This is a genomic window from Pseudomonas sp. CFBP 8758, from assembly GCF_014841725.1.
GTDB classification, from domain to species: domain Bacteria; phylum Pseudomonadota; class Gammaproteobacteria; order Pseudomonadales; family Pseudomonadaceae; genus Aquipseudomonas; species Aquipseudomonas baltica.
Genome location: NZ_JACYUK010000008.1, coordinates 155168 through 171527, shown reverse-complemented (window position 1 = coordinate 171527; position 16360 = coordinate 155168). Strand labels below are relative to the sequence as shown.

Here is a 16360-nt window from a genome sequence, read left to right as displayed (position 1 = left end):
GCCTGCAACGTAGTACGATGACTTCCCGCCCACATTGCTACATCTTTGGAAATAATTCATCTCCGAGGTATGGATATAATCAGCGTTGTACGATAACGTAACTGCAGTACCGGCACAGACCGGTGTCCCCTAATAATTCCAACGTCCAGGGTGCTGCAACCATGATTATCCACGTGATGTCTTCCCGCTGTTGTCCGACTTCCTCCGTCCTACAGGGCCATGGCTCGCAGCCCGGCTGAGTCAGCGACACCTGAAATACCCGGCTTCATACCCTCTACCCGCATAAAAATAACTCGTGGGAGTACCTTCGCATGCCAGCGACGAAGAAGACGCATGTGCGCTACATGATCCTGTTCCTGTTGTTCGTGGTGACAACACTGAACTACGCGGATCGCGCCACCATTTCCATCGCCGGTGCCAGTCTGCAGAAAGACCTGGGCATCGACGCCGTCACCCTCGGCTATATCTTCTCCGCTTTCGGTTGGGCTTACGTCCTGCTGCAGATCCCCGGTGGCTGGTTGCTCGACCGCTTCGGCTCGAAGAAGGTGTACGCCTGGAGCATTTTCCTTTGGTCGCTGTTCACGGTAATGCAGGGGTTCGTCGGCTACCTGCCGATGGCCAACGCGGTGATCGCGCTGTTCATGCTGCGCTTTCTGGTCGGCGCAGCCGAAGCCCCGTCGTTTCCCGGTAACGCACGCATCGTTGCGGCCTGGTTCCCGACCGCCGAGCGCGGCACGGCGTCGGCGATCTTCAACTCGGCGCAGTACTTCGCCACGGTGCTGTTCGCTCCGCTGATGGGCTGGATCGTGCACTCCTGGGGCTGGGAGCATGTCTTCGTGGTCATGGGCGGCCTGGGCATCCTCTTTTCGGGCGTATGGCTCAAGTACATCCACAATCCCAAGGAACACCCAAGCGTCAGCGCCGAAGAGCTGGAGTTCATCGAGCAGAACGGCGGGCTGGTGGACATGGACCAGGCCAAGGGCGGCAAGTCCAAGCCGAAGTGGAACTACATTCGCCAACTGCTGACCACGCGCATGATGCTTGGTGTGTACCTGGGGCAGTTCTGCATCAACGGCATCACCTACTTCTTCCTCACCTGGTTTCCGGTGTACCTGGTCCAGGAACGCGGCATGACCATCCTCAAGGCAGGCTTCATTGCCTCGCTGCCGGCCATCTGCGGCTTCATCGGTGGCGTGTTGGGCGGGGTCATCTCGGACAGCCTGCTGCGTCGCGGCCACTCCCTGACCTTCGCGCGCAAGACGCCGATCGTCTGCGGCCTGATGCTGTCGACCACCATGGTGATCTGCAACTATGTGCAGGCCGAATGGATGGTGGTGGCGTTCATGGCTTTGGCGTTTTTCGGCAAGGGTGTGGGTGCGCTGGGCTGGGCCGTGGTGTCCGACACTTCGCCCAAGCAGATCGCCGGGATCAGCGGCGGCTTGTTCAACATGTTCGGTAACGTGGCGTCCATCACCACGCCGATCGTGATCGGCTACATCATCAGTGCCACCGGCTCGTTCAAGTACGCGCTGGTCTACGTCGGTGCCAATGCCCTGGTAGCGGTGTTCAGCTACCTGGTGATCGTCGGCCCGATCAAGCGCGTGGTACTGCGCGAAGAGAACGGCGACCCGGTCGTCGACGATGCACCGCAGCTCAATGCCGCTCGTCCCTGAAGCGTCTGCAGCCAACGACAAGACCGCGGCCGGCACTGCCGGTACGCGGCTCTGGATTCAGCCTGAATTGATTGGAAGGGCCAAGCCATGCAATTGATCGAACATTCCGATTCTCCCCGCTACGTGCGCCTGCACGCAGACGATAACGTCGTGGTCGTGGTCAACGATCAGGGCGTGGCCGAAGGCAGTCGTTTTCCCGATGGCCTGACGGTCATCGAAGGTGTGCCGCAGAGCCACAAGGTTGCCACCGTCGATATCGCCGAAGGCGGCGCTGTGGTGCGTTACGGCCAGATCATCGGCTACGCACTAGAGCCGATCCGTCAAGGCAGTTGGGTCAAGGAAAGCCAACTGGCCATGCCTTCGGCGCCGCCGTTGGACAGCCTGCCGATGTCCGACGCGGTACCGCCGGCTCTGCCGCCGCTGGAGGGCTTCACCTTCCAAGGCTACCGCAATGCCGACGGTACCGTGGGTACGCGCAATATTCTGGGGATCACCACCACGGTGCAGTGCGTGACCGGAGTGCTGGACCACGCGGTCAAGCGCATTCGCGAAGAGCTGCTGCCCAAGTACCCCCACGTCGACGACGTGGTGGCGCTGACCCATAGCTACGGCTGCGGCGTGGCCATCAATGCGCGCGATGCCTACATTCCGATTCGCACCGTGCGCAACCTGGCGCGCAACCCGAACCTGGGTGGCGAAGCCTTGGTGATCGGCCTGGGTTGCGAAAAGTTGCAGGCCGGGCAGGTTATGCACGAGGACGATCCCTCGGTAGACCTGAGCGAGCCGTGGCTATACCGCCTGCAGGACTCCGGGCATGGCTTCGGTGAAATGGTCGAGCAGATCATGGCGCTGGCCGAGACGCGGCTGGCCAAGCTGGACCGTCGGCGTCGCGAAACGGTGCCCGCCAGCGAGCTGATCCTGGGCATGCAGTGTGGTGGTAGCGATGCGTTTTCCGGGATCACCGCCAACCCGGCCCTGGGCTTCGCCTCCGACCTGCTGGTTCGCGCCGGGGCCACGGTGATGTTCTCCGAAGTCACCGAGGTGCGCGATGCCATCTATATGCTCACCTCGCGGGCCGAAACCCACGAAGTGGCAACCCAGCTCGTGCGCGAGATGGACTGGTACGACAATTATCTGGAACGCGGTGCGGCGGACCGCAGTGCCAACACCACACCGGGGAACAAGAAAGGCGGTTTGTCCAACATCGTCGAGAAGTCGCTGGGTTCGATCGTCAAATCGGGCAGCAGCGCCATCAACGGTGTGCTCGGTCCGGGCGAACGGGTCAACCGCAAAGGCCTGATCTACTGCGCCACGCCGGCCAGCGACTTCGTTTGCGGCACGCTGCAGCTGGCTGCCGGGATGAACCTGCACGTGTTCACCACGGGCCGCGGGACCCCGTACGGCCTGGCAATGACGCCGGTGGTGAAAGTGTCCACCCGCACCGAGCTGGCCGAGCGCTGGCCCGACCTCATCGATATCGACGCCGGGCGCATTGCCACCGGGCGGGCGACCATCGAGGAGCTGGGCTGGGAGCTGTTCCATTACTACCTGGCCGTGGCCAGCGGTGAAAAACAGACGTGGGCCGAGCGCTATCGCCTGCACAACGACATCACCTTGTTCAACCCCGCGCCGATCACCTGATCAGGCGTCTCGAAGGGCAGCAGGCAACCTGCTGCCGGTCGGTTCGACAAAAGAAGCGTCAAAAAAGGGAATCAAATAGCTACCTCCAGTGTCGAAGTGCCACTAAACTGTCATTCTTCGTTTCGGTACCTACACTAGAGGTTTTTGCATGAAGCTCAGTCCGTTTGCGGGCAAACCTGCTCCAGCCCAGCTGCTGATCGACATCCCGCGTCTGGTCACGGCCTATTACACCGCCCAGCCGGATGCAAGCGAGCCCACTCAGCGTGTGGCGTTCGGGACCTCGGGGCACCGTGGCAGCTCGTTCGACTTGAGCTTCAACGAGGCCCATGTGCTGGCGATCAGCCAGGCGATCTGCCTCTACCGCAGCAGCAAGGGGATCGACGGCCCACTGTTCGTCGGCATCGACACCCACGCGCTGTCGACCCCGGCAGGTGCCAGCGCCCTTGAAGTGTTCGCCGCCAATGGCGTGCAGGTGATGTTGTCCAAGGACGACGAATACACCCCGACACCGGCGGTCTCCCACGCGATCATCTGCTACAACCGTGAGCGCAGCAGCGGCCTGGCGGACGGTGTGGTCATCACGCCGTCGCACAACCCGCCGCAAAGCGGTGGTTTCAAGTACAACCCACCCAATGGCGGCCCGGCCGACGGTGACGTGACCAAGTGGATCGAAGCCAAGGCCAACGAGCTGCTTGCCGATGACCTGCGCGGGGTCAAGCGCATGCCTCACGAGCAGGCGCTGAAGGCTGCCACGACTCACCGGCACGACTACATCGGTCACTACGTGGCCGACCTGGTCAACGTGATCGACTTCGACGTTATCCGCAAGGCCGGCCTGCGCTTGGGTGTGGATCCGCTGGGTGGGGCAGGTGTGCGCTACTGGTCGGCCATTGCCGAGCACTATCAGCTCGACCTGCAGGTGGTGAACACCGAAGTCGATGCCACCTTCCGCTTCATGTGCGTGGACTGGGACGGCCAGATTCGCATGGACCCATCGTCCAGCTACGCCATGCAGGGGCTGATCGGTCTTAAGGATCGCTTCGACGTGGCCTTTGCCTGCGATCCCGATCACGACCGTCATGGCATCGTCACCCCGACGGGCGGGTTGCTGGCACCCAACAACTACCTGGCGGTGGCCATCGACTATCTGTTCCAGAACCGTCCGCAGTGGCGCACCGACGCGGCCGTGGGCAAGACCGTGGTCAGCAGCGGCATGATCGACCGCGTCACTGCGCGCCTGGGGCGTCGTCTGCATGAAGTGCCGGTGGGCTTCAAGTATTTCGCCGACGGTCTGTTCGATGGCTCGCTGGGGTTCGGCGGTGAGGAGAGCGCCGGCGCGTCGTTCCTGCGCATGGATGGCAGTGTGTGGACCACCGACAAGGACGGGTTGATCCCGGCCCTGTTGGCCGCTGAAATGACCGCACGTACGGGCCGCGATCCAAGTCAGGCGTATGAAGCGCTGACCCAGAGCCTGGGCGAGCCGTTCTCTACGCGCGTCGAGGCCAAGGCCAACCCGCAGCAGAAGGCGGCCTTGAGCAAGCTGTCGCCCGAGCAGGTGAAGTCCACGGAATTGGCCGGTGAGCCGATCGAGCAGATTCTCAGCCATGCGCCAGGCAATGGGCAGGCCATCGGTGGCTTGAAAGTCATCACGGCCAACGGCTGGTTCGCCGCGCGTCCCTCGGGTACCGAAGACATCTACAAGATCTACGCCGAAAGCTTCATCGACGAGGCGCATCTGCAGCGTCTGGTAGCCGAAGCGCAGGTGCTGGTGGATTCCGCCATCGGTTGATCCCGCACGCACCTCCCGTGGTGGCGGTCATCGGCCGCGAACAGGGCACTGCGGAGTATCTGATAGACCGAGTCGACCGTTTCGCGGCCGCGGACCGCTCCTACAGGGAATTCGGTATCGCGTAGGAGCGGTCAGCGGCCGCGAAGGGGGCGCTGCGGAGTATCTGATAGACCGAGTCGCCCGGTTCGCGGCCACGGACCGCTCCTACAGGGAATTCGGTATCGCGTAGGAGCGGTCATCGGCCGCGAAGGGGCGCTGCGGAGTATCTGATAGACCGAGTCGCCCGTTTCGCGGCCGCGGACCGCTCCTACAGGAAATCCGGTATCGCGTAGGAGCGGTCATCGGCCGCGAAGAGGGCACTGCGGAGTATCTGATAGACCGAGTCGCCCGTTTCGCGGCCGCGAAGGGGGCGCTGCGGAGTATCTGATAGACCGAGTCGCCCGGTTCGCGGCCACGGACCGCTCCTACAGGGAATTCGGTATCGCGTAGGAGCGGTCATCGGCCGCGAAGGGGCGCTGCGGAGTATCTGATAGACCGAGTCGCCCGTTTCGCGGCCGCGGACCGCTCCTACAGGAAATCCGGCATCTCGTAGGAGCGGTCATCGGCCGCGAAGGGGGCGGTGCGGAGTTTCTGCTACACCGAGTCGACCGTTTCGCGGCCGCGGACCGCTCCTACAGGAAATCCGGTATCGCGTAGGAGCGGTCATCGGCCGCGAAGAGGGCACTGCGGAGTATCTGATAGACCGAGTCGCCCGTTTCGCGGCCGCGGACCGCTCCTACAGGGAATTCGGTATCGCGTAGGAGCGGTCATCGGCCGCGAAGGGGGCGCTGCGGAGTATCTGATAGACCGAGTCGCCCGGTTCGCGGCCACGGACCGCTCCTACAGGGAATTCGATATCGCGTAGGAGCGGTCATCGGCCGCGAAGAGGGCGCTGCGGTGGGTCAGGTACACCGCACAGGCCGCCGACGCGGCTTGCGCCGCTGCTACGGAGGGTGTGCAGCGTTTGAAGGTGGGATCTTTGGTATATTGCGGTCCTCGCGATATGCCCAGGAGTTTTCGTGTCATCGCAACCTACCGACAAAGACCGTCAAGCCCCAGGCCTGATCGCCCGGGGCTGGCGTTGGCTGCGCTCGCAGCAGCGTGACGCCTGGTTTCACACGCCGCTCACAGAAGCTACCGCGCCGGCCCCGCCTGTCGAACCACCCCCCGAGTCACAGTCGAAACGGCCACCCCGCGCGCCGAAAAAACCCGTCAACTCACAAACGCCACAGCCGTTGCTCTTCGCGCCCTGGCAGCTCGAGCTGACGCCAGCACTGAAGAAAACCATTAAGGCTGACGTCGCTGCATGCTTGCCCGAACACGCCCAGCCGAGCGCCGCGCAGTGGAAAATGATCTTCAGCACGACACCCGCCACCTGCGTGGTGGCTGGCGCAGGTGCAGGCAAATCTACATCGCTGGTACTGCGGGTACTGGTGCTGCACCACTACATAGGCTTCGAACTCGACAGCCTGAGCGTGGTGACCTTCACCCGGGAATCACGTCGAGACTTTATCAAGAAGTTGTGCCAAGTATTTGATATGTGGGAAGTACCTTACGTATTCGAGAAAGTACGTGAAGTGGTCAGAACCTATCATTCCCTGGTTCTGCCGCTGATTCACGCGCTGCCTGGGCTGGCTGAGGTGCGCGCTTTCGAAAACCTCGGGGCGGCCGCAACGGGTAGCGAAGAAGCGAATCCGTTCCAACTGCGGCTCAACGACACCCAGCGTCAGTTGATGAACGAATGCTATCGCAGCCTGATGAGTAGCGATCCTTCGTTCAGTGGTCACATCGGCAGCTTGCGCGCGAGCGCCGCCCAACTGCGCAAGCTGGACCCGCAGGATCCCGATGTGCAGAAGCGGCTCAAAGCCCTCAGCCTGGCCAGCGCTCGCGACGCCGAACTGTGTGACTTGATCGAAGAACACTGGCGTGCGCAGGATGCCTGGCCTATAAAGGGGATCAAGATAGATCGACAAGCCATTGATATAAAAGGTTTTACCTTTCATGCGCATGGTTACATTGCACGGTTGAACACCTGGGTCGTGTTAGGGTTCGAACCCGGTACCGATGCCCAACTCACCCGGCCCACGGCCAAGATTCCAATCTGGGGCGAATGGGCAGTCAAGCGCACCCTGTTTCAAGCTTTCTGTGATAAGCCACTGATATGGCTGGATAATCCTTCCGATGCCAAGAAGGCTTTGGCAGCCTTGAACAGCAAAGGGTTGACCGGGCCCGGGTTCGAATACCAGTTGCCCGGCGAACTCGCCCCGGCGCCGCTGCTGGACTGTTTCGTGGCTGCCGCGACCTTCATCGAGAACCTCGGATTGCAGGTCGTCGACGCCATCGACCGGATGAGCTGGAACGCCGGAGATTCCGAAGCGGACTTTTTCGCGGCCTTGCGCCTGTTCTGGCCGGCACTCGAAGCGCATCTGCACAACCAGACGCCGCCAGTCATGCTGTTCAATCGCATGTTCGCCTTGCTTGGCGAAGGGCCAGGCTCGCGGGTCAGCCAACTGCCTGACGACGCACTGCGCCCCATGTCCCATCTGCTCGTCGATGAATTCCAGGACATTTCCGCACAGATCGTGGGCTGGTTGAGGGCCAGCCTTGCGGAAATCCTGCGCCGCAGCACCGCGTTGGCCGGTGAGCGAGCCGCGCAGCACAGCTCGCTGATGTGCGTTGGCGACGACTGGCAGTCGATCTATGGCTGGCGCGGCAGTAACCCAAGCTACTTCATGCAGTTCAACCGCACCTTCAGCGCTCACAAGCACACGCGTGTACTGCTGATCGACAACTACCGCAGCCATCAGGCGATCATCGACGCCGCCGAGCATATCGTGGCGGCGGCACCGGCCATACCCGGCAAGAAGGCTCTGGCCCGCCGCGTATTCGATCGCGAGCCATCGCCTGTGATTCTCTTGAGTCGAGACCTTGCCGATCTGGCGCGCCGCGCCGCCGAGCATCACGCTGCAGGCGACTCGATTCTGGTGCTCTACCGTCGCAACAGTGACCGCCAGGCTTTGGCCGAGCATATCCAGGGCCTGTTGCAGGCAGATCAAGCGTTGCCAGCCGAGCAGCGTCGTTTGCGCCAGCTCACGTTCCACAGCGCCAAGGGTCTGCAGGCCGACGCGGTATTTCTGCTGGGCGATTGCCAGTATGCCAGTCGCTCGCCCTACAAGAACCAGGTCTATGCCCTGGCGGGCTTGGCTCAGGCGGGGCAGGTGGACGGCTACGACAGTGCCCAGCACGAGGAAGCGCTGCGCCTGGCCTATGTCGGGATCACCCGGGCCATCCACAGCTGCTATTGGTATGTGGAAACCGCTGCCAAACCAGGCGCCCGCGCCTCGGATCGAGTGGACGCCAGAATGCCGTGCTTCAACGACGTGCGGACCAAGCCCAAGCGCTGATTCAGGCCTGGGACATCTCCCGCACCTTGGCCGTGAGCACATCGAACGCGAACGGCTTGGTGATCATCTGCATGCCGTCATCGAGAAAGCCGGCGCGCACCTCGGCGTGCTGGGCATAGCCGGTGATGAACAGCACCTTGAGTCCCGGCCGCAGATGGCGCGCGACTTCGGCCAGTTGCCGACCGTTCATGCCGGGCAGGCCGACGTCGCTGATCAGCAGGTCGATGCGCTGCCCGGACGCCAGGATCGGCTGCGCGGCGCTGGCATCGGCTGCCTCCAGATAGCAGTAACCCAATTCGCGCAGGACTTCGCACACCAGGCTGCGCACGGCATGGTCATCCTCGACGATCAAAACCGTTTCGCCATTGGTGGCCATCGGCGATTCGATCACCGGCGCAGTGGCCTGGGGCAGTTGCGAGGCATAGCAGCGCGGCAGGTAGAGCTGCACCGTGGTGCCCTGGCCGGGGGTGCTTTGGATCGCCACGTGGCCCCGCGACTGCTTGCTGAACCCGTAGATCATCGACAGGCCCAGGCCAGTGCCCTGGCCAATGGGCTTGGTGGTGAAGAATGGATCGAATGCGCGATTGATCACGGCCTGGTCCATCCCCGACCCGGTGTCGCTCACGCTGAGCAGGATGTAGTCGCCCGGTGCCAGGTTCTGGTGCGCACTGGTAAAGCTTTCATCGAGGTGCCGGTTGGCCGTTTCGACGATCACTTCGCCACGCCCTGGCATGGCATCGCGGGCATTGATCACCAGGTTGAGCAGGGCACTTTCCAGTTGATGGGGGTCCGCCTCGGCTATCCACAGTTCAGGATCCAGGTGCATGCGCAGCGCAATGCTTTCATTGAGGCTGCGGTGCAGCAGTTCTTCCATCGACTGCACCAGTCCGTTCACCTGGACTGGCTTGGAATCCAGTGACTGGCGGCGGGAAAACGCCAGCAAGCGGTGAGTGAGGGATGCAGCGCGGTTGGCCGAGCTGATACCCATGTCGATCAGCTTGGGCAGGTCGTCGAGCTGATTGCGGCTCAGGCGTCGGCGCATCAGCTCCAGGCTGCCGATGATGCCGGTGAGCATGTTGTTAAAGTCGTGGGCTATGCCACCGGTCAACTGGCCCACCGCTTCCATTTTCTGCGCCTGGCGCAGGGCCTCTTCGTTGATCCGTACCTGGGCCGTGCGTTCCTCGACCTGCTGTTCCAGATTGCCGTTGAGTTCACGCAACTGTTGTTCGGCGGCTTTCTGTTCGGTGATATCGGTGGTAACCCCGACCAGTGCCTGGATGCGTCCTTGCCTGTCGGGAATGGCGCGGGCGCGCATGTCCACCCAATGCACTGAACCGTCAGGCCAGCTGTTGCGGAACTGCAAGGCGAAGTCGGCGCCCAGCTGCAGGCTGTTGATCAGCGCCTCCTGCATCATGGCCTGATCGCCCGGATGCACGCAGAGCAGCCAGTCTGAGTAGTCGAAACGGGTGCTGGGCTCGATGCCGTAGTGGGTGCGGGTCCGGTCCGAGCAGTTCAACTGCAACGGGTTGCAGGTCAGCTCCCAGGCTCCCAGGCGCCCGGCACTCATGGCGTGCTGCAAACGCTGTTCACTTTCGCTCAGGTCCAGCAGACGGTCACGCGCTTCATATTGACGGCGCCGACCCCGAATGGCCGTCTTGGCCAGGCTGATCAACGTCAGCGGGTGAAACGGGCGTTCCACGAACGTGACGTTGCCCAGGCGCGCAGCGAGCAGCATGGACTGCGCCTGATCGGCCGCGCGTTGATGGGTCATCAGCACGATCGGCAAGTCGGACCAGGCCGGCTGCTGGCTCAGGTACACCAGCAACGGCTGCATCCTGGCTTCGGACAGCGCTTCGTTGGCGACAATGCAGACACCTGCGCCTTCGCGCTGCAAGTGCGTACAGAGATCGTCGACGTCTGCCACGGCGATGCCTTGAATACCTGCCTGTCCGAGAATCTGCAGGGCCACCTGGCTGTCGCGTCCCATGGGGGCAAGCACCAGCACTCGTTCCGATGTGGGTATCGACATCTTCACTGATCATCTGCTTCAAGCAGGGGACGGGCTTCGCCGACGTAGGTCGGGACACCGCGCAACACCCCCTGGAAAGCGCTCAGTGGCTCACCGACCTTCATGCCCTGGCTGCTGATCTTGTATTCGCGAATGGTGTTCTCGTGGCCGCCAAAGCGCTTCTTGATCACCGACACCGCACGCCGCACGTTGCCCAGCGCCTCGAAGTAGCGCAGGAGAATGACGGTGTCGGCCAGGTAGGTGATGTCCACTGGCGCCTTCATGTCGCCGACCAGCCCCTGTTGGGCCACGGTCATGAAGGTCGAGGCGCCCAGGCGGTTGAGGTACAGCAGCAGCTCATGGATGTGCAGCACGGGTGTGCTTTCGCCCATCATCGCGGCGTGGTAGCCATTGATGCTGTCGATCACCACTGTCTTGATGTCGTGCAGGATGACGCTGGTGCGGACCATGTGGGCAAATTCGCCCGGCGACTGTTCAGCGGCGTCCACCTGCTGGATGACCATCTTGCCACTGCGCTGATAGGCTTCCAGATCGATGCCCAGGTTTTTCATGCGCTCGAACAGCAAGCTGAGCTCTTCGTCGAAGATGAACAGCGCGACTTTTTCGCCACGGGCCACGGCCGCAGCGGCGAAAACCATGGAAATGAGCGATTTGCCGGTACCCGCGGGGCCGATGATCAAAGTGCTCGAACCGTTCTCGACGCCGCCGCCCAGAAGGGCGTCCAGCTCCGGGATGCCCGAAGTCAGTTGGGTACGCTCGTAGCGGGCGCGATGTTCGGCCGCAACCAAGCGCGGATAGACGTGAATCCCGTCGGCCTGAATGGTGAAGTCGTGATAACCGCCGCGGTATTTCTGCCCGCGGTACTTCATGATGCGCAGGCGCCGGCGCTCGGCGCCGTAGTCCGGCGCGGTTTCTTCCAGGCGAATCACGCCGTGGGCGATGCTGTGCAGGGTCTTGTCCAGTGGCTCGCTGGTCATGTCGTCGAGCAGCAGGACGGTCGCATTGAAACGCGCAAAATAGTGCTTGATGGCGAGAATCTGCCGCCGATAGCGCAGCGAGCCCTGAGCCAGCAGCCGTACCTCGGACAAACTGTCCAATACCACCCGTGAAGGCTTGACCCGTTCGACTTCGTCGAAGATCTGCCGCGTCGCTTCGCCCAGTTCAAGGTCGCTGCTGTAGAGCAGGCTCTGCTGCTGTTGCAGGTCGAGCACCAACTCCGGCGGCGTCAGCTCGAACACGGTGACGCGCTCGTCCAGTTCCCAGCCGTGGGAGCGAGCGCCTTCGCGCAGTTCCTTGGTGGTTTCGGACAAAGTGATGTAGAGACAGGTTTCGTTCTGCGCAACGCCTTCGAGCAGGAACTGCAGGGCTACCGTCGTCTTGCCCGCACCCGGTTGACCCTCGAGCAGAAAGATATGGCAGCGGGTCAGACCTCCACCAAGAATGTCGTCCAGCCCGGCGATACCGGTGGCTGCTTTGGCCGTCGTCAAAAAGGTGTCCTCGGGTAGCGGAAGGGGCTGCAGTGCAGAACGCGACGCAGCTTGATACTGGACACCGGGCCGTGGGCGGGGTTCCGAGCTCATTCAGACAAAAACGGGCGAGGGTGGCCCTGGAAAAGCCGCGACTTCACAACCCCTGCTGCAGGCTGGGGTCGTCGGCGTTCTGCTGCTCGAGTTCGGCCAGCAGCACCTGCACGTTCTGCAGCTGACCGGTTTCTTTCCAGTACTGGATCAGCAACACCCGTGCGCGTCGGTTGGCCGGGTCACGACGCAGGATCTCTTCGAGCTGCTTCTGCGCCGCTTCGACCTGCTGCAGGTCGTGCAGGTTGGTGGCCAGTACATAGCGGTAGTCATTGTTGTCCGGTGCCAGCTCCACCGCACGAGCGAGGGCGAGCAGGGCGTATTCATCCTCGTCATGGGCCATCAGCCACAGGCCCAACTGCTGCTGCAACAGGGCCGATTGTGGATGCACCAGCAACTGTTCGGCCAGCAGGCGCCGCGCTTGGTCACTTTTGCCCTGGTGCTCGTACAGCTCGACCTGCATTGCAATGGCTTCCAGGTCATCGGGCTCGAGCAGGCGATAGCGGGCCAGCGCCTGCTCGGCCTGAACATGCTCGCTCTCGTGCAAGTACAGCCGGGCGAGCGTCAGTTGGGCGGCAGCGCTGTCGGTCTGGCCCTGCAGGGCAGCAATCCAGGCGTTCACCACCTTGTCCAGGTGGCCGAAATACAGGCCCAGTTCATCGGCTGGCAAGCCGAGCAACCCCCGCGCGGCGTGGAAGCGGATCGACTCGTCACGGTCTTCCAGCAAGGGCCCCAGCAGTACGCTGCGCTGGCTCTCGGGGACCAGGCCGATGACTGCATCGATTGCCGCATGGCGCACGTCGACAAGCTTGCTCTGCAAGTCGGCAGTGGCGAGTTTGAGGGCTTGAGGACTGGGGTAGTTGGGCAGTTCGGCGTACAGCGCAGCGCGCCGCTCGGCGCTGAGGTCGGTGCGGGCCAACTGCTGATAAAGCACTCGTGCGGCGCCCGGCTGACCATGGCGAGCCTGGCTCAGGGCTTTGCCGTAGCCCTGCTGCGGCGCTGCCGGAACCGTATGGGCCGCAGGGCGCCAGGCGTACCAGAGCGCTATCAGCAGCAGTGCCACGAGCAGCAGGGTCAGCGGAAGGCGAACGCGTTTGAACATGCGGGTATCCGAAAGGGCGCAGGCTTGGCCGGGGCATTCAGCTTGGGTCACTGCCGGGGTGCAGTCAAATCATGGCAGCGACGAGCATTGGCAAGCCCCCCGCCGGTGATGTTTACTAGCGCCCAATCTCCGTCGTTTCTTCGTCGTTTCTACGCTCCCCGCCAAGGCCACCGCATGACCCGCTACACGAGCCGCGATTGGCTGCCCCACGAAAAGCCGAACTTGCCGGGCTCTCCCTCGACGCCTCTGCATTCGACGCGCAAGCGCCTGGCGTTCGGTATCGTCGGCCTGCTGGTGGCACTGACCGGCGGCCTCGGCAACTCGCTGGTGGTGGCGAACCTGCAATTCCTGCAGGGCTCGCTCGGCGCCACGGCGGCGGAGATGGCCTGGCTGCCTGCGGCCTACGTGATGACCAATGTGTCGATGAACCTGCTGCTGGTGAAATTCCGCCAGCAGTTCGGTCTGCGCACGTTCACCGAACTGTTTCTGATGCTGTATGCGCTGGTCACCTTTGGCCATCTGTTCGTCAACGACCTGGGCTCGGCGATTGCCGTTCGCGCCGCCCACGGCATGGTCGGGGCGGCGCTGAGTTCCCTGGGTCTGTACTACATGATCCAGGCGTTTCCTGCCAAGTGGCGTCTCAAGGCCCTGGTGCTGGGCCTGGGCACCTCGCAGCTGGCCTTGCCACTGGCGCGGGTGTTTTCCGAAGACCTGCTGCAGATCGCCGAATGGCGCGGCCTGTACCTGTTCGAATTGGGCATGGCGCTGCTGACCCTGGGTTGCGTGTTCCTGCTCAAACTGCCGCCGGGCGACCGCTTCAAGACCTTCGAACCGCTGGATTTCCTCATTTTCGCGATTCTTGCATCTGGCATTGCGCTGCTCTGCGCGGTGCTGTCCCTGGGCCGGATCGACTGGTGGCTGGAGGCACCCTGGATAGGCTGGGCCTCGGCTGGGGCCATCGTCCTGATCCTCGGTGGCCTGGCGGTGGAACACAATCGCAGCAACCCGATGTTGATGACCCGCTGGCTGGGCAGCAGTGTCGCCATCCGCCTGGCCCTGGCAGTGATTCTGACGCGCATGGTGCTGTCGGAGCAGTCCACCGGGGCGGTCGGTCTGTTGCAAGCGTTGAACATGGGCCAGGAGCAGATGCGCACCCTTTATTGCGTGATGCTCTTCGGCGCGGTGGCGGGGCTGGCCGTGAGTGCCTGGACCATCAACCCCGAGCATCTGTTCATGCCACTGATCATTGCCCTGGCGCTGATGGCGGTGGGTTCGGCCATGGACAGTTTCTCCAGCAACCTGACGCGTCCGGCCAATATGTACGTCAGCCAGTTCCTTCTGGGCTTCGGTGGCACGTTTTTCCTGGGCCCGACCATGGTGCTGGGCATGCGCCACGTGTTGACCAACCCGCGCAAACTGGTCAGCTTCTCGGTGCTGTTCGGTATCTGCAACAATTTGGGCGGGTTGATCGGCGCCGCGTTGCTGGGCACGTTCCAGATCGTCCGCGAGAAATACCATTCGAGCATGATCGTCGAGCACCTGACCCTCATGGACCCGCTGGTCCAGGCGCGGGTCAGCAATGCTGCCGCCAGCTACCTGGCGCACATCGCCGACCCGGCCCTGCGGGCCACTTTGGGCACCCGTGCGCTGGCGACGGCCGCCACGCGCGAGGCGAACGTCATGGCCTACAACGATGTCTTCATGCTGATCTGCATCATTGCCGTATTGACCATGCTGTGGATCTTCGTCCGCAGTCTGTGGCTGATGAGCACCACCCGGGCGGTGACCACCGCCGCGACACCTACCGTATCCACCAGCGGCGCCAGCACTTCATGACCGAACCGACGTCCACGACCACCAATGCCATCGCCGCCACGCCCGAAGGCCAGACCCCACCGCCCAATCCAGCGGCCACCGAACCGCGTTCGCGGCGGGTGCGGGTACTGTCCAGCCTGATTTTCGCCAGCATCGCGTTGGTGGGGGTGGCGATCGTGCTGTACGCCTGGCAACTGCCTCCGTTCAGCAGCCACATCGAAAGTACCGAAAATGCCCTGGTGCGTGGCCAGGTGACGATCATCGGGCCGCAACTGGCAGGCTATGTGTTCGAAGTGCCGGTACAGGACTTCCAGTTCGTCAAGGCAGGCGACCTGCTGGTACGCCTGGACGACCGTATCTACCGCCAGCGCCTGAACCAGGCGCTGGCGCAGGTCCGGGTGCAGAAGACCGCCTTGGCCAACAACCTGCAACAGCGCCGCAGTGCCGAAGCCACTATTACCCAGCGCCAGGCGGCGGTGGCGGACAGCGAAGCGCAGGCGCGCAAGGGCGCTGCCGATCTGGGCCGCAACCAGAACCTGATCAGCGACGGCTCGGTGTCGCGCCGCGAGCTCGATGTGACCCGCGCTGCCAACGCCCAGGCGCTGGCCTCGGTGGCACAGGCCAAGGCTGCGCTGGCCATTGCCCGCGAAGACCTGCAGACGGTGATCGTCAACCGTGACTCGCTGGCCGCCAACGTCGCCAACGCCGAAGCCGCGGTAGAGCTGGCACGCATCGATCTGGACAACACGCGCATCCTGGCGCCGCGCGACGGCCAGCTGGGGCAGGTCGGCGTGCGCCTGGGGGCCTATGTGAATTCCGGTGCGCAACTGATGGCGCTGGTTCCCGATACGCTGTGGGTCATGGCCAACATGAAGGAAACCCAGATGGCCGATGTGCGCATCGGCCAACCGGTGAGCTTCACCGTCGATGCCCTCGACCACCTGCGCCTGCGCGGCCATGTACAGCGCATCTCACCGGCCACCGGCTCGGAGTTCAGCCTGTTGCAGGCCGACAATGCCACCGGCAACTTCGTCAAGATCGCCCAGCGCATTCCGGTGCGCATCACCGTGGACCCGGACCAGGACAGGGCGCATCGGCTGCGCCCCGGCATGTCGGTGGTGGTCAGCATAGACACGGGCTATGTGGTCGAGCAGGACCGTACCGACCGGCCCCGCGACGGCGCCCCCTAGGCAGGCAATCGGGGTGTCCACAGCGCGTTGCGCGGGTTAAACCATTTGATCTTTGCCGACGGGTCGCCTACCGTCTGCGCCGCTTGTCTTCGCCCAGAGCA

General features: G+C 63.0%; 9 protein-coding genes. 6 read left to right on the top strand and 3 right to left on the bottom strand.

Annotation, left to right across the window (positions count from 1 at the left end):
- Positions 1-311: 311 nt before the first annotated feature.
- The 4 genes from IFT75_RS18380 (at position 312) to IFT75_RS18365 (ending at position 8546) form a co-directional block, all read left to right on the top strand.
- On the top strand, positions 312-1673 hold the full coding sequence (locus IFT75_RS18380; RefSeq protein WP_122478149.1) for an MFS transporter: 1362 nt from the start codon (positions 312-314) through the stop codon (positions 1671-1673).
- An 87-nt stretch (positions 1674-1760) separates the two neighbouring features.
- Entirely contained in the window at positions 1761-3314 is a 1554-nt protein-coding gene (gene garD, locus IFT75_RS18375) for a galactarate dehydratase (RefSeq protein WP_192056086.1), read from the top strand.
- A 148-nt stretch (positions 3315-3462) separates the two neighbouring features.
- Positions 3463-5103 (top strand): phosphoglucomutase (alpha-D-glucose-1,6-bisphosphate-dependent), encoded by a 1641-nt coding sequence (gene pgm / locus IFT75_RS18370; RefSeq protein ID WP_192056085.1) that lies wholly within the window; start codon positions 3463-3465, stop codon positions 5101-5103.
- Between the two features lie 1349 nt (positions 5104-6452).
- Complete coding sequence (locus IFT75_RS18365; RefSeq protein WP_244652784.1) at positions 6453-8546, top strand: UvrD-helicase domain-containing protein; 2094 nt, start codon at positions 6453-6455, stop codon at positions 8544-8546.
- A 1-nt stretch (position 8547) separates the two neighbouring features.
- Here the strand turns inward: IFT75_RS18365 and IFT75_RS18360 are convergent, their stop codons facing one another.
- The 3 genes from IFT75_RS18360 to IFT75_RS18350 form a co-directional block, all read right to left on the bottom strand.
- Positions 8548-10575, bottom strand: a complete 2028-nt coding sequence (locus tag IFT75_RS18360; RefSeq protein ID WP_192056084.1) for a response regulator — start codon at positions 10573-10575, stop codon at positions 8548-8550.
- Positions 10576-10577: 2 nt separating this feature from the next.
- Positions 10578-12062 carry an ATPase domain-containing protein gene (locus IFT75_RS18355; protein ID WP_240998775.1) on the bottom strand — a complete coding sequence of 495 codons (1485 nt, stop codon included), beginning with the start codon at positions 12060-12062 and terminating at the stop codon, positions 10578-10580.
- Positions 12063-12198: 136 nt separating this feature from the next.
- Positions 12199-13254: a tetratricopeptide repeat protein gene (locus tag IFT75_RS18350; RefSeq protein ID WP_192056083.1), complete on the bottom strand. Its 1056-nt coding sequence runs from the start codon at positions 13252-13254 to the stop codon at positions 12199-12201.
- A gap of 174 nt (positions 13255-13428) precedes the next feature.
- Here IFT75_RS18350 and IFT75_RS18345 point away from each other — a divergent pair, with 174 nt between their 5' ends.
- Both IFT75_RS18345 and IFT75_RS18340 read left to right on the top strand, forming a co-directional pair.
- Entirely contained in the window at positions 13429-15090 is a 1662-nt protein-coding gene (locus IFT75_RS18345; RefSeq protein ID WP_192056081.1) for an MFS transporter, read from the top strand.
- Positions 15087-16259, top strand: coding sequence for an HlyD family secretion protein (locus tag IFT75_RS18340; RefSeq protein WP_192056080.1), 1173 nt, complete (start codon positions 15087-15089; stop codon positions 16257-16259). Before IFT75_RS18345 ends, IFT75_RS18340 begins: the two co-directional genes overlap by 4 nt.
- The last annotated feature ends 101 nt before the right edge of the window (positions 16260-16360 follow it).

Coding starts and splice junctions, on each gene's coding strand:
- IFT75_RS18380 (WP_122478149.1), top strand. CDS start 312: ATGCCAGCGACGAAGAAGACGCATGTGCGCTACATGATCCTGTTCCTG.
- garD (WP_192056086.1), top strand. CDS start 1,761: ATGCAATTGATCGAACATTCCGATTCTCCCCGCTACGTGCGCCTGCAC.
- pgm (WP_192056085.1), top strand. CDS start 3,463: ATGAAGCTCAGTCCGTTTGCGGGCAAACCTGCTCCAGCCCAGCTGCTG.
- IFT75_RS18360 (WP_192056084.1), bottom strand. CDS start 10,575: ATGTCGATACCCACATCGGAACGAGTGCTGGTGCTTGCCCCCATGGGA.
- IFT75_RS18350 (WP_192056083.1), bottom strand. CDS start 13,254: ATGTTCAAACGCGTTCGCCTTCCGCTGACCCTGCTGCTCGTGGCACTG.
- IFT75_RS18345 (WP_192056081.1), top strand. CDS start 13,429: ATGACCCGCTACACGAGCCGCGATTGGCTGCCCCACGAAAAGCCGAAC.
- IFT75_RS18340 (WP_192056080.1), top strand. CDS start 15,087: ATGACCGAACCGACGTCCACGACCACCAATGCCATCGCCGCCACGCCC.